This window comes from Lentibacillus kimchii (assembly GCF_055381965.1).
The window spans coordinates 704,170-725,914 of the sequence record NZ_AP043934.1; the positions used below are offsets into that span (position 1 = coordinate 704,170).

19 protein-coding genes are annotated in these 21,745 nt (G+C 49.2%); 17 read left to right on the forward strand and 2 right to left on the reverse strand.

Features of this window, described 5'->3' with window-relative positions; all coding sequences use genetic code 11:
• Positions 1-39: 39 nt before the first annotated feature.
• Positions 40-645 carry a hypothetical protein gene (locus ACZ444_RS03955; protein ID WP_464433584.1) on the reverse strand — a complete coding sequence of 202 codons (606 nt, stop codon included), beginning with the start codon at positions 643-645 and terminating at the stop codon, positions 40-42.
• Between the two features lie 580 nt (positions 646-1,225).
• Here ACZ444_RS03955 and ACZ444_RS03960 point away from each other — a divergent pair.
• From ACZ444_RS03960 to ACZ444_RS04020, 13 genes are all read left to right on the forward strand, one after another.
• Positions 1,226-2,380 (forward strand): betaine/proline/choline family ABC transporter ATP-binding protein, encoded by a 1,155-nt coding sequence (locus ACZ444_RS03960; protein WP_382357372.1) that lies wholly within the window; start codon positions 1,226-1,228, stop codon positions 2,378-2,380.
• A 3-nt stretch (positions 2,381-2,383) separates the two neighbouring features.
• Complete coding sequence (locus tag ACZ444_RS03965; protein WP_382357373.1) at positions 2,384-3,028, forward strand: ABC transporter permease; 645 nt, start codon at positions 2,384-2,386, stop codon at positions 3,026-3,028.
• Positions 3,029-3,086: 58 nt separating this feature from the next.
• Positions 3,087-3,962 carry an osmoprotectant ABC transporter substrate-binding protein gene (locus tag ACZ444_RS03970; RefSeq protein WP_382357493.1) on the forward strand — a complete coding sequence of 292 codons (876 nt, stop codon included), beginning with the start codon at positions 3,087-3,089 and terminating at the stop codon, positions 3,960-3,962.
• Between the two features lie 3 nt (positions 3,963-3,965).
• Positions 3,966-4,610 (forward strand): ABC transporter permease, encoded by a 645-nt coding sequence (locus ACZ444_RS03975; protein WP_382357374.1) that lies wholly within the window; start codon positions 3,966-3,968, stop codon positions 4,608-4,610.
• A 52-nt stretch (positions 4,611-4,662) separates the two neighbouring features.
• Positions 4,663-6,342 carry a CocE/NonD family hydrolase gene (locus ACZ444_RS03980; RefSeq protein WP_382357375.1) on the forward strand — a complete coding sequence of 560 codons (1,680 nt, stop codon included), beginning with the start codon at positions 4,663-4,665 and terminating at the stop codon, positions 6,340-6,342.
• A gap of 90 nt (positions 6,343-6,432) precedes the next feature.
• Complete coding sequence (locus ACZ444_RS03985) at positions 6,433-6,990, forward strand: GbsR/MarR family transcriptional regulator (protein ID WP_382357376.1); 558 nt, start codon at positions 6,433-6,435, stop codon at positions 6,988-6,990.
• Positions 6,983-7,876, forward strand: coding sequence for a beta-keto acid cleavage family enzyme (locus tag ACZ444_RS03990; RefSeq protein ID WP_382357377.1), 894 nt, complete (start codon positions 6,983-6,985; stop codon positions 7,874-7,876). Before ACZ444_RS03985 ends, ACZ444_RS03990 begins: the two co-directional genes overlap by 8 nt.
• 1 nt (position 7,877) lies before the next feature.
• Complete coding sequence (locus tag ACZ444_RS03995; protein WP_382357378.1) at positions 7,878-8,846, forward strand: 3-hydroxyacyl-CoA dehydrogenase NAD-binding domain-containing protein; 969 nt, start codon at positions 7,878-7,880, stop codon at positions 8,844-8,846.
• A 31-nt stretch (positions 8,847-8,877) separates the two neighbouring features.
• A complete protein-coding gene (locus ACZ444_RS04000; RefSeq protein WP_382357379.1) occupies positions 8,878-9,354 on the forward strand; it encodes a thioesterase family protein in 477 nt (158 codons plus the stop codon).
• A gap of 224 nt (positions 9,355-9,578) precedes the next feature.
• A complete protein-coding gene (locus tag ACZ444_RS04005; RefSeq protein ID WP_382357380.1) occupies positions 9,579-10,757 on the forward strand; it encodes a D-alanyl-D-alanine carboxypeptidase family protein in 1,179 nt (392 codons plus the stop codon).
• A 231-nt stretch (positions 10,758-10,988) separates the two neighbouring features.
• A complete protein-coding gene (locus tag ACZ444_RS04010; protein ID WP_382357381.1) occupies positions 10,989-12,500 on the forward strand; it encodes a spore germination protein in 1,512 nt (503 codons plus the stop codon).
• Positions 12,501-12,508: 8 nt separating this feature from the next.
• Positions 12,509-13,609: a GerAB/ArcD/ProY family transporter gene (locus ACZ444_RS04015; RefSeq protein WP_382357382.1), complete on the forward strand. Its 1,101-nt coding sequence runs from the start codon at positions 12,509-12,511 to the stop codon at positions 13,607-13,609.
• 13 nt (positions 13,610-13,622) lie between these two features.
• Positions 13,623-14,756: a Ger(x)C family spore germination protein gene (locus tag ACZ444_RS04020; RefSeq protein WP_382357383.1), complete on the forward strand. Its 1,134-nt coding sequence runs from the start codon at positions 13,623-13,625 to the stop codon at positions 14,754-14,756.
• Positions 14,757-14,838: 82 nt separating this feature from the next.
• Here the strand turns inward: ACZ444_RS04020 and ACZ444_RS04025 are convergent, their stop codons facing one another.
• Positions 14,839-15,339 (reverse strand): hypothetical protein, encoded by a 501-nt coding sequence (locus ACZ444_RS04025; RefSeq protein ID WP_382357494.1) that lies wholly within the window; start codon positions 15,337-15,339, stop codon positions 14,839-14,841.
• A gap of 296 nt (positions 15,340-15,635) precedes the next feature.
• Here ACZ444_RS04025 and ACZ444_RS04030 point away from each other — a divergent pair, with 296 nt between their 5' ends.
• The 4 genes from ACZ444_RS04030 to ACZ444_RS04045 all read left to right on the forward strand — a co-directional run bounded on the left by ACZ444_RS04030 (position 15,636) and on the right by ACZ444_RS04045 (position 21,724).
• Positions 15,636-17,138 carry an amidase gene (locus ACZ444_RS04030; RefSeq protein ID WP_382357384.1) on the forward strand — a complete coding sequence of 501 codons (1,503 nt, stop codon included), beginning with the start codon at positions 15,636-15,638 and terminating at the stop codon, positions 17,136-17,138.
• A gap of 148 nt (positions 17,139-17,286) precedes the next feature.
• On the forward strand, positions 17,287-18,252 hold the full coding sequence (locus tag ACZ444_RS04035; protein ID WP_382357385.1) for an AAA family ATPase: 966 nt from the start codon (positions 17,287-17,289) through the stop codon (positions 18,250-18,252).
• Entirely contained in the window at positions 18,249-19,520 is a 1,272-nt protein-coding gene (locus tag ACZ444_RS04040) for a DUF58 domain-containing protein (protein ID WP_382357386.1), read from the forward strand. The genes ACZ444_RS04035 and ACZ444_RS04040 overlap by 4 nt, the downstream gene beginning before the upstream one ends.
• Entirely contained in the window at positions 19,517-21,724 is a 2,208-nt protein-coding gene (locus ACZ444_RS04045; protein ID WP_382357387.1) for a transglutaminase TgpA family protein, read from the forward strand. The genes ACZ444_RS04040 and ACZ444_RS04045 overlap by 4 nt, the downstream gene beginning before the upstream one ends.
• The last annotated feature ends 21 nt before the right edge of the window (positions 21,725-21,745 follow it).

A 21,745-nucleotide genomic window follows, 5' to 3' on the forward strand; every position in this document is an offset into this window, starting at 1 on the left:
AGCTGTTCCCAATATTTAAGTTGGATGGAAGGGAAGGATTTAGTAAGGTGTGCAGGAGTAGGCGCGCGAGCACAGTACGAAGGCGCGCGAGCACAGCACGAAGGCGCGCGAGCACAGCACGGGGGCGCGCGAGCACAGCACGAAGGCGCGCGAGCACAGCACGAAGGCGCGCGAGCACAGCACGAGGGCGCGCGAGCACAGCACGAAGGCGCGCGAGCACAGCACGAGGGCGCGCGAGCACAGCACGGGGGCGCACGAGCACAGCACGGGGGCGCGCGAGCACAGCACGAAAGCGCGCGAGCACAGCACGGGGGCGCGCGAGCACAGCACGGGGGCGCGCGAGCACAGCACGAAGGCGCGCGAGCACAGCACGAGGGCGCGCGAGCACAGCACGAAGGCGCGCGAGCACAGCACGAGGGCGCGCGAGCACAGCACGGGGGCGCGCGAGCACAGCACGGGGGCGCGCGAGCACAGCACAAAGGCGCGCGAGCACAGCACGGGGGCGCGCGAGCACAGCACGAGAGCGCGCGAGCACAGCACGGGGGCGCGCGAGCACAGCACGAAGGCGCGCGAGCACAGCACGAAGGCGCGCGAGCACAGCACGAAGGCGCGCGAGCACAGCACGAAGGCGCGCGAGCACAGCACGAGGGCGCGAGCACAGCACGGGGGCGCGCGAGCACAGCACGGGGGCGCACGAGCACAGCACGGGGGCGCGCGAGCACAGCACGACAGCGCGCGAGCACAGCACAAAGGGGCGCGAGCACAGCACAAGGGCGCGCGAGCACAGCACAAAGGCGCGCGAGCAACGCTCTGGATCGATCGAGCAGCACAGCAAATCGATCGAGCAACGCTCTGGATCGATCGAGGAGCATAGAAATTCGATCGAGCACAACACCCGATCGCCCCCTTCCAACAGCACATCCCTCTTATCGCTCAAACATTTCCTACATTTCAAGCAGCATGATAATTTTTTCGCATCATGCTGTATTGTTAGTTCGCCAGTGAACACTGTCATGGCGGCATTGTTTTATTTGAATATTCAGTTACATGCGAAATCGGCAGGAATCAGGCGAAATTTTGCGATATAAACATAATAAATCTTATACAATAAAAATTGTATAAGTTTTTAATACTGCATAACCTTATTTGCTTGTTTCCTTATTGCTGTGGATTTTTTATACTAAACAAGTAATTTCGTCGTAAGTCATAACGGAGGTGCAATAGAATGCTAGAGTTTGAGCATGTAACTAAGCGTTACAGTGGCAGCGAGCCAGCTGTCAACGATTTGAATTTAAATATTGATAAAGGTGAATTTGTGTGCTTTATCGGACCGAGCGGCTGTGGTAAAACAACAACCATGAAAATGGTTAACCGGCTGATAGATATTTCAGAGGGCACGATTTCAGTTTACGGTGAAGATATTAAGAAACAGGATGCGGTGGAGCTGCGGCGTTCGATTGGCTATGTGATTCAGCAAATTGGTCTGATGCCGCATATGACGATTAAAGATAATATTGTGCTTGTCGGGACGCTTCTGAAATGGTCCAAAGAACAGAAGGATGAGCGTGCTCGTGAATTGCTGAAGCTTGTCGGCATGCCTGAAGAATATTTGGATAAATACCCGCACGAATTGAGTGGTGGTCAGCAGCAGCGTATTGGTGTATTGCGAGCTCTGGCGGCAGATCCGCCTTTGATTTTGATGGACGAGCCATTTGGTGCGCTGGACCCGCTTACAAGGGATTCATTGCAAGAAGAATTTAAGAAGCTGCAAAAAGAACTAAATAAGACGATCGTTTTTGTCACGCACGACATGGATGAGGCACTGAAACTGGGTGATCGCATCGTGATTATGAAAGATGGTGAAGTCGTGCAGGCGGATACACCAAATGAAATTCTTCGCAATCCTGCCAGTGAATTTGTGGAAGAGTTTCTTGGTAAAGACCGACTGATCCAGGCACGTCCGGAAGTGACTACTGTGGGTCAGATAATGGGTGGCTATCCGGTAACAGCTCAAACATGCACGACGCTGAAAGACGCGATTTCGATCATGCGCAATAAACGCGTTGATTCACTCATCGTCGTTGATGCCACTAATAAGCTGCAGGGCTTTTTAGATGTTGAGGCGGTTAATTATTATTACAAAGAAGCCCATTTCATCGAAGAAGTGATGGAACCAGATGTCTTCTATGTCTCTGAGGACAGTCTGTTGCGTGACACGGTTCATAAGATCCTGCATCGTGGTGTGTCCTATGTGCCGGTCATTAATCAGGATGATCAGCTAACCGGCATCGTGACCCGGGCGACACTTGCCACTATTGTGTATGACTCGATCTGGGGCGATGGTTCGGAACTGGAAGATACTGCAGCAACATCAGAATAGGAGGTGACGACTATGATGGCATTTTTCTCAGAACATGGAACGGAACTGCTGTACAAAACGTGGGAACATTTTTACATTTCCCTGTTCGCCATGCTGCTTGGTGTGATTGTCGCCATTCCCGTGGGTATTGCTCTTTCAAGGGTTCCCAGATTTGCGGATAAGTTCATTTCATTTGTTGGTATTCTGCAGACGATACCAAGTCTGGCGATTCTGGCTTTTTTCATACCCATTGTAGGCATTGGCAAAGTGCCGGCTATTATCGCGTTATTTGTTTATTCGCTTCTGCCGATTTTGCGCAATACGTATATTGGTGTTCGCGATGTTGATCCGGGCGTTATCGAAGCAGGTAAAGGCATGGGCATGAGCAATGGCCAATCGATTACGAAAATGGAATTGCCGCTTGCGATGCCTGTGATTATGGCTGGTATCCGACTGTCAACCGTTTACTTAATTGGCTGGGCAGCACTGGCGGCATTCATTGGCGGTGGCGGTCTTGGTGACTTTATTTTTGATGGCCTGAATCTGTATCAGCCGTCACTGATTCTGGCTGGAACGATTCCGGCAACCATTCTTGCTGTCATTGCGGATCGTTCACTTGCACTTTTGGAAAGCAGGCTGACGCCTAATGGGATGAAAGAAGCAGCATAATGGGAGGTGAAGACGCGTGAAAACAGTCATAAAAAAGGCAATTATCATATCCCTTGTGATGGTTATGCTTGCCGGCTGCTCCTTGCCAGGACTGTCCGGGACATCAAAGGAAACTATTAAAATTGGCTCACTGACACAATCGGAATCCGAGCTTATGGCAGAAATGCTGTCCATTATGATTGAACGGGAAACCGATGCTGATACGGATCTCGTTACGAAACTGGGTTCATCCATTGTTCAGCATCAGGGCATGGTGCGCAGTGATATTGATATTTCGAGCACACGATATACCGGTACTGATATATCAGGCGCTCTTGATATGAATCCTATTAAAGATCCCGACAAAGCATTGAAAACAGTGAAGCGCGAGTTTCAAGATCGGTTCAATCAAACGTGGGCTGAAATATATGGATTTGAGAATAGCTATTCGATCGCTGTCACACAAGAATTTGCGGATAAAAATGACATTGAAACCATCTCGGATTTGAAGCCCTACGCTGATGATTTGGATTTTGGTGTCAATAATGCCTGGGTTAACCGGGAAGGCGACGGTTATGATGCTTTCAAAGAGACGTATTTTGACTTCGGTGATATTTATCCGATGAATCTCGGTCTGGTTTATCAGGCGGCAGCCAGTGGAGATATGGATGCTGTACTGGCTTATTCCACTGATGGCCGGATACAAAAATATAATTTGAAAGTGCTTAAGGATGATAAGCATTTCTTCCCGCCTTATGATGCATCATCGGTTATCAATAATGAGACTCTGGAAGAGCATCCTGAAATCGGTGAGATAACGAAGCGGCTTCATAATCAGATTTCAACAGAAGAAATGCAGGAATTGAACTACAAAATGGATGTTCAGCATATGAGCCCACATAAAACTGCGAAGCGATTTCTGGAAAAAAATGATTACTTTGAAGGAGGGAACTGATACATGGATACGTTGCAGGAATTGATCAATTATGTCAGTGCCAATGGCGATTATATTTGGACACAATTTTATAGACATTTTCTGATGTCGGCATATGGCGTGCTGTTTGCATCCATTATATCGATCCCTCTGGGAATTCTCATTGCTAAATATGGCAGGCTAAGCAACTGGGTGCTGACTGCCGGAAGTATTATCCAAACGATACCTGCGCTTGGCGCTATGGCTATTATTATGCTGGTTATGGGATTAGGGACTAATACAGCCATCGTCACGTTAATCTTGTATTCGATTCTGCCTATCACACAAAACACCTATGTGGGAATGAAAAATGTTGATAAAACAGTTGTTGAAGCAGGGTTCGCTTCTGGCATGACCAAATTTCAACTATTGCGCATGGTTGAATTGCCACTGGCCGTCAGTGTCATTATGGCTGGTGTTCGGACAGCGCTGGTTATTGGTATTGGCATTGTGGCAATTGGTGCTTTTATAGGAGCTGGTGGCCTTGGCGCTATTGTCATTACAGGTACAAATGCGACTGACGGAACAGCTATTATTCTGGCAGGTGCCATTCCGACAGCACTGATGGCCATTATCGCAGACTTGATTCTGGGCTGGACAGAACGCTTGTTACAGCCAGCTAAATCTTAAAACGCGTCGCGATTCTGCTTTTAGGTTCAACTATGACTTGGAGGTATGATGCATGCAAAAGCGTGATATGATCATTGAGAAAAATGTTCCCTGCAAGCTTTCGGACGGAATTGTGCTGCGCTCAGATGTGTATCGTCCCGATGATGATGGTGTGTATCCGGTACTGATGCTGCGCCTTCCTTATGATAAGGAAACACCGCGTTATTATGATGAATACCTGGAGGTCCCGCGAATGGTGGAAGCAGGCTATGCAGTGATTCTCCAGGATGTGCGCGGGCGATTTGCTTCAGATGGCACGTTTTCACCGTTCACCGACGAAGGAAAGGATGGCTGTGAAGCTGTCGAATGGGCAGCACGCCTTCCTTATGCAGATGGAAACGTTGGCCTGTTCGGCATGTCCTATCATGGCTATACGCAGCTCGCTGCCGCCGCGGAAAAACCGCCTTCTCTTAAAGCGATAGCGCCTGTGATGACGATGGCTGATCCGTGGGCTGACCTTTACGCAGAAGATAATGCTGCCCATGCAACAGGGAAATTCGAAACCTGGGTGCTGGGGTCGATTGTGGAAGATCAGCTGCGGCGCAAAGGCATACTGGATGAGCAAAAGTTGCGGTATTATCATGAGAATCTGGCGACGTTCCTCCATCAGGCACCGGCAGAAGCGTGGGGGCCTATGCAAGATCTTGATCCTGATTCGTTCTTCTTTGATGTGATGAAAGGGAATTTTCCGGCTAAAGTAATGGAACGTGCCAACATTCAGGATAAATTGCATTCAATCGATATTCCAGCCTTGTTTATGGGCGGCTGGTTCGATGCGCTGCTCAAACCGACGCTTGAGGCTTATCGTGCCTATCATGGCCCGAGTATGCTGTGGATTGGGCCTTGGACGCATGAGGAAATGACCGGACGCGCCGGTGAGGTTCTGTTTCAGAATGCAGAGAAGCATATCGGTGTTGACAGGATTCAAGATCCGACCCAACTGCACATCATCTGGTTTGACTATTGGCTTAAAGGCAAACCAATGCCTGTTCAGGAACCTGTGCATTTGTATGCGATGGGCGACGCAGAGTGGAAGGCTTTCTCACAGGAGCCAGATGCGTCCAAGCAAGCATTCTTCCTGCAGAGCGACGGAAATGCGGCGACCGGTGATAGCGGAAAACTGGCCGGCCAGCTGACGGAGACGGAAACCAAAACGGCGATGGTTCTGGACCCTGCTCATCCTGTTCCTACTTTTGGCGGCAATGCCCTGATCGCCGGAAGTGATTCCGGAATGTTTGACATTTCCGGCGTCCAGAATCGTTCAGATGTGCTTGTGTATACGAGTGATCCTGCCGAGGAATCCCTGCTACTGATGGGAACGGTCAAGGCGCTTGTTTGGGGTACCTCGCCTTCAGCCCTGTTCGATATAGTCATCAGGCTTTCCGACGTGGACGAAGAAGGCCGTGCCTGGAATATCACCGAAACATTTCACCGGGAAAAGGTGGAGCCGGATCAAATCGTACGTCTGGAACTGGATGTCGGGACAACGCTGTACCGTCTAGAGGCTGGTCATCGACTGCGGATCGATCTGGCTGCGTCCAATGCACCGCATTATGATGTCAATCTGAACAATGGAACAACAACGAAAACACATCAGGATGGTTATTCTGATATTGAATATATTCACGAGGGCGGGCAGACAGGATCACGTATTCTGCTTCCGATTGCAGACGAAACAGACTCTCCTTTATAGATCGTGTTAACTCTTTCTTGTATAACATTTACATGGGTTCAAGATCTTGTGGTACGGTATTGTTAAAAGATGGAAAAAGGAGAGAATGGTATGAGTGTTAATCAGGAGAAAATTGATGATATCCGGACGCAATTTGTTGAGAAGATCACAGACAATATGAACGCATTTGGTGCGCCAACGAGTGTTGGCCGTGTTCTGGGGATTATTTATATGAACGGCGACCCGATGACGCTTGATGAGTTATCGGCGGAAACCGGGATGAGCAAAACCCGGATGAGCCAGGTTGTCCGGGAAATGATTGATATGAACATTGCGGAGCGTGTGTTTCTAAAAGGTGTTCGGAAAGATCTTTACCAGGTGGAAGATGATTACTATCAGACGTTCATTTCCATTTTTACGGCCACCTGGCAAAAGGCCATAAGCCGCAGTCGTCACTTTGAACAGCGTTTGCGGCGCAAACTGGATGACCTTCAAGCACAGCCGGAGCTGACGAATGAAGACGAACAGGCGATTAATGATTTGCTGGCTGAAATTAAAGAGTGGACAGAATACTATGACTGGATACGCCGCGTAACTGACTTCTTTGAAAGCGGCGAAATCTTCAAGCATGTACCTAAACAACAACCAGGAGGCGATTTTAATGAGTAATAAGGTTATGATGTCATGTGCCCTGACAGGTGCGGGTGAGACGACAGCTAAAAATCCGGATGTGCCGGTAACTCCAAAAGAGATAGCCGATTCGGCGATTAAAGCAGCCAAAGCCGGTGCGACGATCGCCCACATCCATGTGCGTGATCCGGAGACAGGTAAGCTCAGCCACGATGTCAATTTGTTCCGGGAAACAGTGGAACGCATTCGTGAAGCGGATACGGATATTATTATTAATCTTACATCCGGCGGCGGTGGTGACTGGGTTCCGAGTGACGCCGATCCGACCCGGGGCGGCGAAGGGACGGATATCCAGACACCGGAAGAGCGGCACGAACCGGTTAAAGAACTTCTGCCGGAGATGTGCACGATCGACTGCGGCAGCACGAATTTCGGCAATATGCTGTATCTTGGTCCGACTGACTGGCTGCGCCGGCATGCCAAAATGGTGCAGGACAGCGGCGTGAAGCCTGAGCTTGAATGTTTTGACACAGGCCACGTGCGGTTTGCCAACCAGCTGTATCAGGAAGGCCTGCTGGACGGCGATCCACTGTTTCAATTCTGCTTAGGGATCCCATGGGGAGCTGCCGCTGATGCCGAGACGTTATCATATATGAAGAGCCGTGTACCGGAGAACAGCCGCTGGGCATCGTTTGGCATTGGTAAAATGCAAATGCCGATGGTTGCCGAATCCGTCATGCAGGGCGGTAACGTACGCGTCGGACTGGAAGATAACCTGTATCTGAAAAAAGGCCAGCTGGCAACGAATGAACAGCTCGTCGATAAAGCAGCCGGGATCATCCAGAGTCTTGGCTCAGATATCATGACACCAGCCGAAGCACGTCAGGAACTAAATCTGCTTAATCCATATGGAAAGGAAGCCTAACATGACAGAATCATCATCAATCAAACAAATTACCGTTGTCGGGACAGGTGTTATCGGCAATGGCTGGATCACCCGGTTTTTGGCTAATGGCTACCACGTTGTAGCCTCAGACCCAGCTCCGGAAGCCGAAGCTCTGACACGGGATTCCGTAAAACGTGCCTGGAGCTCGATCGAACAGATGGGTCTGGCTGACAATGCCTCACAGGACAACCTGGTATTTGAACCGAATTTGGAAAAAGCATTGGCTGAAGCCGATTTTGTTCAGGAAAACGTGCCAGAACGCGAAGAAATTAAACGGAGCGTCATTGCATCCATTGATCACTATGCACCAAAGGAAGCGGTCATCGCCTCAAGCACATCCGGGATTCTTCCGAGCACACTGCAGGCTGACTGTGTGCAGCATCCGGAGCGTGTGATTGTGGCCCATCCGTTCAATCCGGTCTATCTTATGCCGCTTGTGGAACTGGTTGGCGGCGAGAAAACAGATAATACATTTGTTGAACAGGCACAGGCGTTTTATGAAGGTATGGGCATGAAACCGCTCGTTGTTCATCAGGAAATCCAAGGTCATATTGCCGACCGTTTGATGGAAGCCATTTGGCGTGAGTCACTGCACATCGTTAATGATGGGGCAGCGACAACGGAGGAAATCGATGCGTCTATCGTCTATGGGCCGGGCCTGCGCTGGGCCTTGATGGGGCCGTTTATGACACTGCATATGGGCGGCGGCAAAGAAGGCATGCGCCATATGCTGGAACAGTTCGGTCCGGCTTTGAAACTGCCATGGACATACCTGGAGGCACCGGAATTAACCAATGAACTCGCTGAAAAAGTTGTCACAGGCAGTGAAGCTCAGACGGGTAATGTCGAAATGGACAGACTTGAAGAACGGCGTGACCAATTTTTGATTGAACTGCAGCAGCTGCTGCAAAAATACTGGCCAAGTGCTAATCTGTCCGGCGGCATCTAAGCCGCTGCAGAAGAAATAGAGGTGATATGCTATGCGTGAGGCGAAAAAGCTGCTTCAGGACACGGTGCCCGCTGCCTGGATCGACTATAATGGCCATATGAATGATGCCGAATATAGCCGGGCGTTCAGCCAGGGGGTCGATGCGTTTATGACCTTGATCGGCTTGACGGAAGATTTTCGCGACCAAGAGCAGTACACGGTGTACACGCTGGAAGCACACATTTGTTATCTGGACGAGATGAAGCAGGATGAGCCGTTTGACGTTCGGCTGCAAATCCTGGATTATGATGCGAAGCGGGCGCATGTGTTTTTTGAGCTGTTCGGTGACAATGACAAACGGGCAGCCACTGGTGAGCAGATGCTCATGGGAATGGACCAGACAACCGGGCGCCCCGCACCATTCCCGGAGACGGTTTTCACGAAGCTGGAAGAACTCGCTGAGGAACATACACCAGCAGAAAAACCGCAGGAAGCCGGCCGTGTGATCGGCATCCGGCACAAAAAATAGAATATGGGAAAATAGTGCTTATAAATGGTGTATCAAATAGCAGCTAAATTTGATACGCCATTTTTTAATGAACAGGCAAACTAGCCTGGCTTCTAGTATCCGCCGCTAAATGAATGACTGCCTGATTAAGAATGTTTAACAATTGTTTAACAAAACTGAAAAACTGACAAAAATCGTGTATCATAAATAGGCGAATCTATTGAACGTAAGCAGGTGTTCGTATGATGAAACGATTCATCGCCTTATTAGCTTTGGCTGTTGCTCTGACGCCGTTCAGCCTGATGGCAGTGAAGGCTGAGGCAGCCGATGCTGATCTTTCTTTGTCGAGTGAAGCAGCCGTTATGATAGATAGCGAGACCGGTGATATTCTCTATCAAAAACAGGCTGAAAAGTCGATGTATCCGGCCAGTCTGACAAAAATGGCAACCGCTGTCTATGCGATCGAGAATGCGAATCTTGATGAACGTGTCACAGTGAGTGAGAATGCGGCTGGTACAGAAGGATCCAGCGTCTACCTCGAGGAGGATGAGGACATTTCCTTAAAGAAACTGCTCCAGGGTTTATTGATCAATTCCGGCAATGATGCCGCTGTGGCAATTGCTGAGCATATTGACGGCAGTGTCAGCCAGTTTGCATCGACTATAAACGACTATCTGCGGGAACAAGTCGGTGTTCATGACACACATTTTGAAAATCCGAATGGTCTCTTTAATAAAGATCATGTGACAACTGCGAAGGACCTGGCAGCTATCACACGATATGCTATGCGTCATGACACGTTTCGGGAGATCTTTGGAACCAAAGAGCTCGACTGGCATGGGGAGACATGGGATACAACCCTTTACACACATCATAAATTGATGCGCGAAGATCCCTACGATGGTGTGGTCGGCGGCAAAACGGGTTTTGTTGATGAATCCGGTCATACGCTGGCAACTGCTGCCGAGCGCGATGGTTTAAAACTGATTGTCATCACGCTGGATGTCTCCCGCAAAGACGAGGCTTATGCTGATACCACCAAACTTCTGGATGACGGTTTTGACCATTTTGAAGAGTCGACGATTGATAAGGGGACAGCCTATACGGCAGGAAGCGATGATTATCAGACGGACGAAAAGCTAACCTATACACATGATCTGGACAAGAAAGTGCGGCAGGATGTTACAGAGGATGGCGAGCTGGAAATCAGTCAGCCGGACGAAGGCGTGATAGCCTCTGTACCGCTGGCGAAAGCTGAAGACCAGACAGAGGCGAAAACGGAAAAAGCCGATCATAATGCTGAGGGAAAAAGTCTTTTACACAGGAATGATTCGCTTATGATGGTTATCCCGCTGACAGCTGTTGTGATTGGTGCTGCGGGTATTCTTTTTCACCGCAAACGAAAGCGGAACAGCTTCTTTTAGACATCGTCCCCGAGGCCAGCCACACGAACGGCATCCGGCAAAAAAATCATACAGAAACACACATGGCGCGTCCTGCTTCTTTACGGCAGGGTGCGCCATTTTTTTAGTGTGTGCGGCTAAGTTATCGGCAGGCCTCAATCAATAACTATATGCTGTGACACGTTTTCCAAACCGCTTATAATTTTCCTCACGTGTCACATACTAACAGCAGCATGTAATTTGGAGGTCCCTATGAAACGGAAGAATCAGGGGAAGAGCAAGAAAGATCAGTTATTTCCCCAAAAACTTGATGCCTTAAAAGAAATGATGCAAAGCAAATTCGAGAATAATCAGGATTTAACATTTGCGATCTATGAGCAGGATCAAGGGACAAGAGTGGCTGTCTTTTTCATCCAGTATATGGCGAAAGAGAGCCAAGTGAAGCAGGACTTACTTGACCCTGTGCTCAACAGTCAGGACGAGTGGAGCACATCGTCGCTGAAAAATGACATTCCGATTGCTACTCAAATGACAAAGGAAACGCTGGATGAAATTCTAAAAGGTTTGCTGGTCGGGGAAGTTTTTATTTATGTTGAAGGTGAAACAGAGGCTCTTTCTTACCTGTTGCTGAATAAAGAGCACCGGGCGCTTAACAAAGCTGAAAATGAATCGGTGGTTCTCGGTCCCCAGATTTCCTTTACTGAATCGTTGATAACGAACATGAATGTGGTGCGATGGAGTATTCGTTCGACCGATCTGGTGATGGAAAAATTTATGATCGGGCATACTTACCCGCGTGAAGTGCGTCTCGTCTATGTTAAATCCGTTGCTAATCAAACGGACGTTAATACGATGCGCCAGAGACTCCAGGATTTGGATGTTGACGATGTGGGGGATACGACGATTTTGATGCAGTATATTAACGATTCATCCTCGTCTGTATTCCCGCAATACTATGCGACGGAATTGACCAATCGCTTCACGCATGACATTAAGCAGGGACGGGTTGGCATGTTAACGGAAAACAGTCCATCCGGGATGATTGCGCCGTCTACATTCTTTAGTTTTTTTGAATCGACTGAAGATATGTATATGCGTTGGAATGTTGGGTCATTTTTGCGCCTGTTACGGTTTTTGGCGCTGCTGTTTGCGGTTTTTATTACACCGCTGTATATTGCAGCGGTGACGTATCACTTTGAAATCATTCCGACCAATGAACTCATTACTATTGGCAAATCCCGGGCGGTTGTTCCATTTCCGCCGCTGATTGAGGCCTTGTTTTTAGAATTTTTAATTGAGCTCCTGCGCGAAGCCGGAGCACGCCTGCCGACAAAGATCGGCGAGACGATTGGCATTGTGGGAGGTGTCATTATCGGACAAGCGATTGAAGAGGCGGGACTGACGAGTAGCATTTTAATTATTATCGTTGCCTTGAGTGCCTTGTCTTCCTATACGGTACCAAATTATATGATGGGAACAAGCATTCGTGTTGTGAGCTTTCCTATGATGATTCTGGCTGGGCTGTTTGGTCTGATCGGCATTATGTACGGGGCATGTTTTCTCGTCATTCATCTGGTTAAACTCAAGTCCCTGGGCAGACCGTACCTGTCACCGGTTTTTCCGTTTTACTTAAAAGATCTGAATAAAGCGTTGTTCCGTTTGCCATTGCAATTCCAAAACAGACGCTTTCTGTCATTTCAGCCCAGAAAATCGCATCGCTATAACCGGGAAGAAGCCAGACGGCAACGAGACATTAAGAAGTAGGGTGACGAATGGATATTAATATGAAGGTCAACCAGGCACTGCGTTTTCGCGCATTTTATCTGTTTTTTATAATGGGCGGCATTCAGATTGGTGTTGGCGTTATAGGCGGACCCAAATACATTTTCACGCACGCGCGACAGGACAGCTGGATCTCTGTTCTGATTGCGTATGCGGCTATTTTAATAATTTTGTGGGTGATGCTTCTTATCCTGAAAAGCTATGATAATGCTGATATTTTTGGAATCCAGGCGGATATCTTTGGCCAGTGGATCGGCAAGCTGCTGGGTACGGTTTATATTCTGCATTTTGCTTTGACTCTGTTTGTCGTACTCGTCACCTATATTGACCTTATCCAGTTGTTTATCTTTCCACATCTCAACGCTTGGCTTATCAGTTTTTTGCTTTTATCATTAGTTGTCTATTGTGTTGCCGGCGGCTTGCGCTCGGTTATCGGGGTTGTGTTTCTCTTCTTTCTGCTGTCTCATTGGCTGTGGCTGTTAATGTATAAACCCATTTCTTTAATCGATGCCTCTCATTATCAGCCTGTTCTGCAGGCGTCGATGATTGATCTGTTAAAAGGGTCTAGAGAATCTGCATTCACGCTTGCCGGATTTGAAATCCTTTTCGTGCTGTATCCGTTTATCCAGAATAAAAAACATGTTTGGCGCCCTCTTTGGTTAGGAATAACCTGGTCGGCGGGCATATTATTGTTCAGTGTTGCCGTAGCTATCGGTTACTTTAGTCCCATTCAATTGGAAACCATCGAATGGACTGTCTTAGCGATGCTTCAAAATGTTGAATTGCCGTTTATTGCTCGCTTTGACTTTATTATTGTGGCCGAATGGATGATGATCGCCCTGCCGACGATACTGTTGTATATGTGGGCTACGACGCAAGGCATGAAGCGACTTTATAATGTCCCGAAGCGCGTGACGTTGTATAGTCTCGCGTTAATTATGGCTGTCTTAAGCGGCTTCATCGACAGTCATGGTCAGGTTATGATGTTAACCAATTTCGCGAATGATATGGCCTTTTGGATCATTTTTGTTTATCCACTTGTCCTGCTGCCCATTGTTAAATTTAAAAAATGGCGGCAAAACCGGAAGTGAAGGAGGGAGAAATATGAAACGCTGTCTGTTGGGCATTCTTGTTTTGATGAGTATACTCCTGGGTGGCTGTGCTCAACCACAGATCCTTGAAGAAAACGGTATTATGAGTGTCTATGGCGTTGATATCACCCAGCGTGACCAGCTAAGCACCACATCTGTGTATTACAAATTCGGATCCAAAGGTCAGGGTTCATCCAGACTTGTCACGGGCAAAGGAAAAACACTGGCGGAGGGCCAAAAACGGATGAATTATAAGCTCGGATTTGAGCTGCAGTCGGGATCGATTGAATTAGAGCTATTCGGCAAGAAAGCCGCTAAAAAAGGTCTGATTAGTTATATGGAAGCGGCAGTCCGTGATCCAGTAGCGTCCAGCAGGCGATTATTGGCTATCAGTGATACGACCGCCGAGGGTTTGATAACCAAGATCGATAAGCGGCCAAATATCAATGTCAATAGGGTGCTGTCCAAGAATATTGAAGTGAACAATGATATGAACGTTCTCCCTAAAGTAACACTTCACAGCTTTGATCATCATTATTATGAATCGGGCAGGGATCCAGTGATGCCGATTATGTCCTATCAAGATAAAAAAGTAAAACTCACTGCACTGGGGCTGTTTCGGGGTGATCAGCTGGCGGGGAAAATTCCGATCGACCAGGCTTTTTACATCAAAGTTGCCCATGAAACGATCCATGGCCTGCATCAAGAGGTTCAATTGCCGCTCCAGCCGCTCAAGCAGCATTTACAAAAGGAACCAAAAGGCGATCGTGATCACCTTTATACAGTATTTAATATTGAGAAAGGGACAAGTAAAACAAAGCTCGTCGACAAACAAAATCTCCATTTTCAGACCCAATTAAAATTTGGGGTAAACTTATTGGAATTAACCGAGAGCATTAATCTGCAGAAGCGAGACGCGATTAGCGCACTGGAAACAGAGATTGAGAAGACAATGAAACAGCAGTATACACAGCTTGTAACGAAATTGCAGGAACTGAATGTGGATCCTATCGGCTATGGGCGCATTTATAAAGCGCAAAAACGAAGTGGTGCGCTGACGGAATCGGAATGGCGTGATAAATTTCCGGACATAACGGTTGATGTTGATGTTGACGTGACGTTGCTTGATCAAGGGATAACACCTTAACAGGAGAGGCTGTTTCATAAGCCAAATCAGCTCATCTATATCATGCTAATTAACCCCGCCGCTGTCGAGACTGCGCCGGGGTTTAACGTTTGTCTTTCCAGTTTTTAGCCATCCGCTTTAACAGCAGCCAGCGAATGATGCCGCCGATGATTAATCCAAGAGGCAGTCCGCCCAGCATGGGCAGCCACATCGGACCAATTAAATAGCCAAATAGCTCAAAATGAGGTGAAAAAATCAAACCAACTGTCACAAAGTAAGCGGCAAACACAAAAGGGATAAAAGCATAGGGGCGGCTGCCGCCTTCAGCCTGTTTATAGGCATCCCACATGGCGAAAAAATAAATACATGGGTAAAACATCAGCCATGCGTAATTTGTCTGCTGAATGGCTTCCTGTATGCTGCCATGAAAGCTTAACATAATTACCTCGTTGAAGTTCCCCATGACATTAATAAGCAGTTCCAGGAAGATAAATACAAACCCTTTTAAATAGCTGTGATTCATAAGCTGTCCAAATCCGGGCAGGGCGACACTCCATAACAGCGCTTCAAGTTTTGTGCGGTTTTTGCCATAATACGTTGTCATATGTTTACCGATCAGACCAGCTGTACAGGTCTGGTATGGAATGTCCTCGAATCCGAGTCGCAGCTGTCTGGCTTTGGTCAAGCACGAATGGCTGTCGTTCTGTCATGATATCGTCTCCTTTTACGAAGCGTTCGCTGGATGGTCGGCCGTACGTCAAGTGTCCTTGAATGCCCAGAATTTAACATGTTTAGTTTAACCAGAATAAATGAATTTATTCTATTAAAAGTTTCATAAACGCCAGCAGAACTCCGCTGACATGTTACAATAAGCGTTAACGACATAAGGGGGAGATCAGGATGGACGTCAAAACATATACGACACTGGATGCGACGGCAATCGCTGAGTTAATTCAGCGTCATGAGATGCAGCCGTCTGAGTTTCTGCAGCTGGCTTTCCGGCGGCTTGAAGCGGTTAATCCAAGCCTCAATGCCGTTGTGCAGCAGCGCAAAGACCGGGTTATGGCGGAAGCAGACACAGTGGCAATGGACCGGCTGTTCTCAGGTGTTCCGCTATTATTAAAAAATCTGACGCAGTCGATTGCCGGTGAAGAGCTCAACGCGTCCTCCCGGCTCATGCAAGCTACCATCAGCCAGCAGGATGCCACGATCGTCAGCACATTTCGGGAAGCGGGTTTTTTATTAATGGGGCACAGCAATGCACCCGAATTTGGTCTAAAAAATATTACAGAGCCTGCTTTGTACGGGCCGGCGCGCAATCCGTGGAACACCAATCACTCACCTGGCGGCTCCAGCGGCGGTTCAGCGGCAGCCATCGCAAGCGGCGTTGTCCCGGCAGCAGGAGCCAGTGATGGCGGCGGATCGATCCGGATACCCGCATCGTTCACGGGTCTGTTCGGGCTGAAGCCGACACGCGGACGCACACCGGTGGGGCCCGGTGCTGGCCGGCAGTGGCAGGGTGCCGCGATTGACTTTGCCCTGAGCAAAAGCGTTCGTGACAGTGCCGCGATACTGGACAACCTGCAAGTTGTGCAGCCGGAAGCGGCGTTTCAGACACCATTATTTGCTGGGAATTACCTGAAAAAAGTCACCGAACCGTTTACAAAGCCATTGCGGATTGCCTTCACAACCGAATCCCCGGTTGGCACACCTGTTTCCGGCGAGGCCCGGGAAGCTGTCCGGAAAACGGTTAAGTGGCTGGCGGAACAGGGCCATCACGTGGAGGAACAAGCACCTGACATCGATGGCGTCGATTTAATGCGTCACTATTATATGATGAACAGCGGTGAGATCGCTGCTCTCGGGGAAAATCTGGCGAAGACTATAGGCAGACCTCTGACGGAAAATGATCTGGAGCTTGAAACGTGGCTGTTAAACACAGCCGGGCAATCGGTCTCCGCTGCGGACTACTCGATCAGTCTCGGTGCCTGGGATCAGGCGGCTGCCCGGATGGCTGCTTTCCACGAGACGTATGATCTGTATCTGACACCGGCCTCAGCCTTTCCGGCGCCGGAAGTGGGCGAATTAACCTACAGTCAGGAGCGCCAGGCTGTGCTCCGGGAGCAGATGCACCAGCTGGATAAACACGAGCAGCAGGATCTTATCTATGACGTGTTTTTGCCGAGTCTCACCTACACACCTTTTTCACAGCTGGCCAACCTGACCGGACAGCCCGCTATGTCTGTTCCTGTGCATACAACAGCGAGCGGACTGCCATTAGGGGTTCAATTCATGACTGGAAAAGGGCAGGAGGATCTGCTGCTGAAGCTTGCCGGTGATATGGAAAAGACAGACGTGTGGGCAGGCATGCGCGGAAACCCGTATATGACGCAGGCTGACTAAGCTTTCAGCCGCATGATAGATGAGAGAAGGAGCGACTCGGCGTATAAACGCTGTTTGATGCGTCCATACTTGCTTTAAAAGCCGATATTAGATTAAAGATTTTTAGTATAGCGAACTTATAAAGGATCGAGGGGGAGGCGTTTGCTGGATGATAGAGAAGACTGAGCGTTATCAGAACGAGATTGCGAGAGTTATTGCCAATATTAATCATGTCATCGTTGGCAAGGAGAAAGAAGCGGTGCTGAGTCTTGTTGCCCTTTTGGCTCAAGGTCATGTTCTGCTGGAAGATGTGCCGGGTGTGGGGAAGACGATGCTTGTCCGCGCCCTGGCGGCATCACTCGACTGTGATCTGCGGCGAATTCAGTTTACTCCTGATTTACTGCCCTCAGACGTCACAGGTGTGTCGATTTACAATCCAAAAACGCTGGAATTCGAGTTTCGTTCCGGTCCGATTCTCGGCAATATTGTGCTGGCGGATGAGATCAACCGGACCTCACCCAAGACCCAGTCCGCTTTACTTGAAGGCATGGCAGAGAATCGTGTCACTGTCGATGGGCAAACCCTCCCATTAAAGAGGCCGTTTTTTGTCATGGCGACACAAAACCCAATCGAGTACGAGGGAACCTATTCGCTGCCTGAGGCTCAGCTCGACCGGTTTTTGCTGAAGATGACAATGGGATACCCGTCAGCTGATGAGGAAATGCAGATGCTTGATTTAACTGCTGAGCACCATCCGATTGACAGCCTGTCCCCTGTACTCACACAAGCTGATCTCGTTCATCTGCAGGAAGAGGTGAATGAGGTTTATATTGACCGGACGATCAAACAATACATTATTAATCTCGTGAACAATACGCGTGACGACCAATTCGTTTATCTTGGCGTCAGTCCGCGCGGTTCGATCGCTTTAATGAAAGCTGCCAAGGCTTATGCTTATATTTATGGACGTGATTATGTACTGCCGGATGATGTGAAATATTTGGCACCCTTTGTGCTCGCCCACCGCCTGATTTTAAATGCGGAAGCGGCTTATGATGGCTGGACGCCTGAACAGGTCGTTGACGCGATTGTGGCACACAGCGACATTCCCATCCAGAAGGGCTTTCAGTCATGAGCAGAACACTCCGGCTGATTGGCAAAATAAGTGTCGCGGTGCTGCTCGTGGGAGCGCTGTTTTCGTTTGCGATGTTTCAGGGCGGGTTTGTCAGCTGGTTTCTGTTTTTTGCCGTGCTGCCGGTTCTGCTCTACCAGCTCGGGGTGCTGCTTTACCCGATAAGTGATTGGCACGTTAGCCGGTGCCTTTCCCGGCATACGGTCCGGACGGGTGATCGGATTCAAGTGACTCTGACCATTAAACGGTCGCTGCCATTTCCTGTCTATTACTGTCTGTGTGAGGAACAATTTCCTGATACACTGCAGCAGGCGGATAATGCGGCAGAACGCTATCACAGTCTGGCCGATCCGAGCAGTCGTCACAGACAGCGCCAGATGAAACGCATGCTGTTTCCGGGTTTCCGGCGGGTGATCAGGCTGAGCTACAGCATCACGGATATCCCGCGCGGTGAGCACGTCCTGCCAGCAGTCAGGATTCGGACGAGTGATGTATTTGGCATGATCACAAAGGAGCACTGCTTCCCGGTTGCGGATGAACTTGCCGCAGCGCCGAATAAACAACCGGTCATGCTGTCAGGCGCCTTTAACAGTGCCGAGCACGGTTCGTCTAAATCCCATAAGGCTCATTTAACCCATACGACTATCGCGGCAGGTGTCCGGGAATACGTGCCCGGTGACAGTCTGTCCTGGATTGATTGGAAACAGACCGCACGGCGCAATCAAATCATCACCAAAGAATTTGAGCAGGAAAACAGCTCGGATACGGTGGTGGCACTGGATGCGAGTGCTGCTTCTGGTAATAATACACAGGCTTTTGAAATGGCGATTGAGCTGACACTGGGACTTCTGCAGGCGGTTCGGCAGCAGACGTCAGAGGCGGGGTTGTTTGTGGCCGGGAAACGGACGATGTATTTTCCGCTCAGGCTGAGTACGGGTCAGCAGCAGGCCATTAGACGACACTTAACGCATTTGCAGCCGGGCGGATCGGAGTCGTTTTCGGTTTTGCTGCAGAGACGCATGCAGCAAGCGGCCCCAATGGCCAATCTCTTTGTTGTGACCACATATATAGAGCCTGATCTTCCAGATGTGATCAGCCGTTTAAGACAGCGGCAGGTGAAACAGATGACGCTTCTCTTTATTCAGGCCGCTGCGTGGATTTCTCAAGCGGAGCAGGATAGAGTCCATCAGCTCCGCGCTGCAGGTATTCGCGTCAATGTTCTGACAGAAACGGAGCTGTCGCAGGATTTGATTGAGGTGAGAGCGGTATGACGGGCAAACAATCATTTTTGTATACGACCCTGTTATATGGCTGTGCTTTTATATTATTTTTGGAATGGCTTTACCCGGTCGAGCTTGTCAGTGACGTCCGGAACATGACCGTGTTTCTTGTGTACGCGATATTTTGTTTTGCTATCGCTATGCTACGGCTGCGCTGGTGGCTGTCAATGCCGCTGAAAGGCATGGGGCTCGTGCTGATTCTTGATAGCCTGTTTCTGGAACCGTCGCTTTTCAGCAGCGCGTGGCTGAATCAGGCTGTGTCAGAAATCAGCCTTAATCTGAATGCACTTATGGCCCAGCATTGGGGCGCACTCACACCTTTATTCCGCAGTCTATTGTTTTTGCTCTTAATCTGGATGCTCAGTTATCTATTGTATTACTGGTTTATTGTGATGCAGCGCGTGTTCCTGTTTGTTGTCATGACCGTTGTCTACCTGTCACTCCTGGATACATTCACACCGTATGATGCGGATGCCGCGATTGTCCGCACATTGATCGTGTCATTTATTGCTCTTGGCGTCGGTCATTTGTCCCAGGAAGAGATGCGGGAGTCTGTCCGTTTTGCCTGGCTGAAAAAGGCGCCTTCATGGGTTATTCCACTCGCTGTGCTGATTATGGTGTCAGTTCTCACTGGCTTCGCTGCTCCCAAGTTTGACCCGCAATGGCCTGATCCAGTCCCATTTCTTAACAGTGCTGCGGAGAATGCCAGCGGATTGGAGAACAGTGATGATGCAGGCTCGCAAAAATCCGGCTATGGCGAGGATGACACCCAGCTGGGCGGCTCGTTTGTGCAAGATAAGACAGTGGTTTTTAAGGCAAAAGCACAAGATGAGCATTACTGGCGTGTCGAGACAAAAGATGTCTACACCGGAAAAGGGTGGAAAAAATCGCAGAATACGCAGTATAACTTACAATCCAGCGATGCTATTGATATGGACACTTTTTCCGATGATGTCCCCGTCGAAGAACATAAGGCTCAAGTGACGTTTCAAAATGGCCGTCCGATGGGAAAGCTCGTTTACCCGTACGGGATCACAGGCTTTGCAGCCAACGGCGTTGCGGCCGACCTTGACGTTGATATGCAGGTGGATCGTCAATTTGGCGAGATCCGGCCTGTCCAAAATGGCAGCATCTCCCGCCTTAAGCAGTATACCGTCCAGTATGATGTGCCGTCGTTCAGACCTGACGTGCTGCGGTCAGTCAGTCCCGGCGACGATCCAGGTGGTCTGAAGGAACGCTATACCCAGCTGCCGGACAGTCTTCCGGAGCGGGTCGGCGAACTGGCAAAGGAGATTACTGAAGACGCGACTAATCGCTATGACAAAGCGCAATCGATTGAGACGTATTTTGGCCAGAGTGGGTTTCGTTACCAGACGAGCAATGTGCCGGTGCCTGATGCGGACCAGGATTATGTGGACCAGTTTCTGTTTGACTCCAAGGAAGGCTATTGTGACAACTATTCCACCTCGATGGTTGTGATGCTGCGGTCACTGGGCATTCCCGCACGCTGGGCGAAAGGTTTTACGAGCGGTGAGGTTGTCGACTATGGCGAAACTGATGATGACGCTGATGTTTACAAAGTGACGAATGCGAATGCCCACTCGTGGGTGGAAGTCTATTTTCCAGGTTCTGGCTGGGTGTCATTTGAGCCGACGCAAGGTTTTTCCAATTTAACTGAATACCAGGAACAGGATTCGAACGCGGAAAGCGGCAATGAGACCGAGCAGGACACAGAGGAGCCAGAGACGGACGAACCGGATACAGCTGAACAGTCTGATGAGGCAGACGAAGCAGCTCAGGCGCAGGAAACCCGCAGCAACGGGTCATTTCCCTGGGGTTATGTGCTTGCAGGTGCTGCTGTGATCGCAGTTCTGGCCCTGGTTATCTATAAGACACGCTTTCGCTGGCGGATGGCTTACTTACTCCGGAAATGGCAGCGTCGGCCGGATGATCAGATCTTTCAGGAAGCGTATCTCTGTTTGCTGGACCTGCTTGCCCATAAAGGTGTGACCCGGAGACCGGATGAGACATTAAGTGAATTCTCACAGCAGGTTGATACGCTTTACCAGACAACCGACATGGGGCGACTTACCACGGCTTATGAACAATGGCTTTATAAAAATGAACTGACGTCTCAGGATGAGGTCCGCCTGCGTGAGTTATGGCGGCAATTAATGAAGCGCATTTTAGCTTGACGCCTTGTTCATCCCTTAGTA

What these genes read in the sequence shown, in the direction of transcription:
- ACZ444_RS03990 (WP_382357377.1), top strand. Translation starts at nt 6,983, where the DNA reads ATGAGTAATAAGGTTATGATGTCATGTGCCCTGACAGGTGCGGGTGAG.
- ACZ444_RS03975 (WP_382357374.1), top strand. Translation starts at nt 3,966, where the DNA reads ATGGATACGTTGCAGGAATTGATCAATTATGTCAGTGCCAATGGCGAT.
- ACZ444_RS04005 (WP_382357380.1), top strand. Translation starts at nt 9,579, where the DNA reads ATGAAACGATTCATCGCCTTATTAGCTTTGGCTGTTGCTCTGACGCCG.
- ACZ444_RS03970 (WP_382357493.1), top strand. Translation starts at nt 3,087, where the DNA reads ATGGTTATGCTTGCCGGCTGCTCCTTGCCAGGACTGTCCGGGACATCA.
- ACZ444_RS03985 (WP_382357376.1), top strand. Translation starts at nt 6,433, where the DNA reads ATGAGTGTTAATCAGGAGAAAATTGATGATATCCGGACGCAATTTGTT.
- ACZ444_RS04020 (WP_382357383.1), top strand. Translation starts at nt 13,623, where the DNA reads ATGAAACGCTGTCTGTTGGGCATTCTTGTTTTGATGAGTATACTCCTG.
- ACZ444_RS04015 (WP_382357382.1), top strand. Translation starts at nt 12,509, where the DNA reads ATGGATATTAATATGAAGGTCAACCAGGCACTGCGTTTTCGCGCATTT.
- ACZ444_RS04035 (WP_382357385.1), top strand. Translation starts at nt 17,287, where the DNA reads ATGATAGAGAAGACTGAGCGTTATCAGAACGAGATTGCGAGAGTTATT.
- ACZ444_RS03960 (WP_382357372.1), top strand. Translation starts at nt 1,226, where the DNA reads ATGCTAGAGTTTGAGCATGTAACTAAGCGTTACAGTGGCAGCGAGCCA.
- ACZ444_RS04030 (WP_382357384.1), top strand. Translation starts at nt 15,636, where the DNA reads ATGGACGTCAAAACATATACGACACTGGATGCGACGGCAATCGCTGAG.
- ACZ444_RS04000 (WP_382357379.1), top strand. Translation starts at nt 8,878, where the DNA reads ATGCGTGAGGCGAAAAAGCTGCTTCAGGACACGGTGCCCGCTGCCTGG.
- ACZ444_RS04040 (WP_382357386.1), top strand. Translation starts at nt 18,249, where the DNA reads ATGAGCAGAACACTCCGGCTGATTGGCAAAATAAGTGTCGCGGTGCTG.
- ACZ444_RS04025 (WP_382357494.1), bottom strand. Translation starts at nt 15,339, where the DNA reads ATGACAACGTATTATGGCAAAAACCGCACAAAACTTGAAGCGCTGTTA.
- ACZ444_RS04045 (WP_382357387.1), top strand. Translation starts at nt 19,517, where the DNA reads ATGACGGGCAAACAATCATTTTTGTATACGACCCTGTTATATGGCTGT.
- ACZ444_RS03980 (WP_382357375.1), top strand. Translation starts at nt 4,663, where the DNA reads ATGCAAAAGCGTGATATGATCATTGAGAAAAATGTTCCCTGCAAGCTT.
- ACZ444_RS03995 (WP_382357378.1), top strand. Translation starts at nt 7,878, where the DNA reads ATGACAGAATCATCATCAATCAAACAAATTACCGTTGTCGGGACAGGT.
- ACZ444_RS04010 (WP_382357381.1), top strand. Translation starts at nt 10,989, where the DNA reads ATGAAACGGAAGAATCAGGGGAAGAGCAAGAAAGATCAGTTATTTCCC.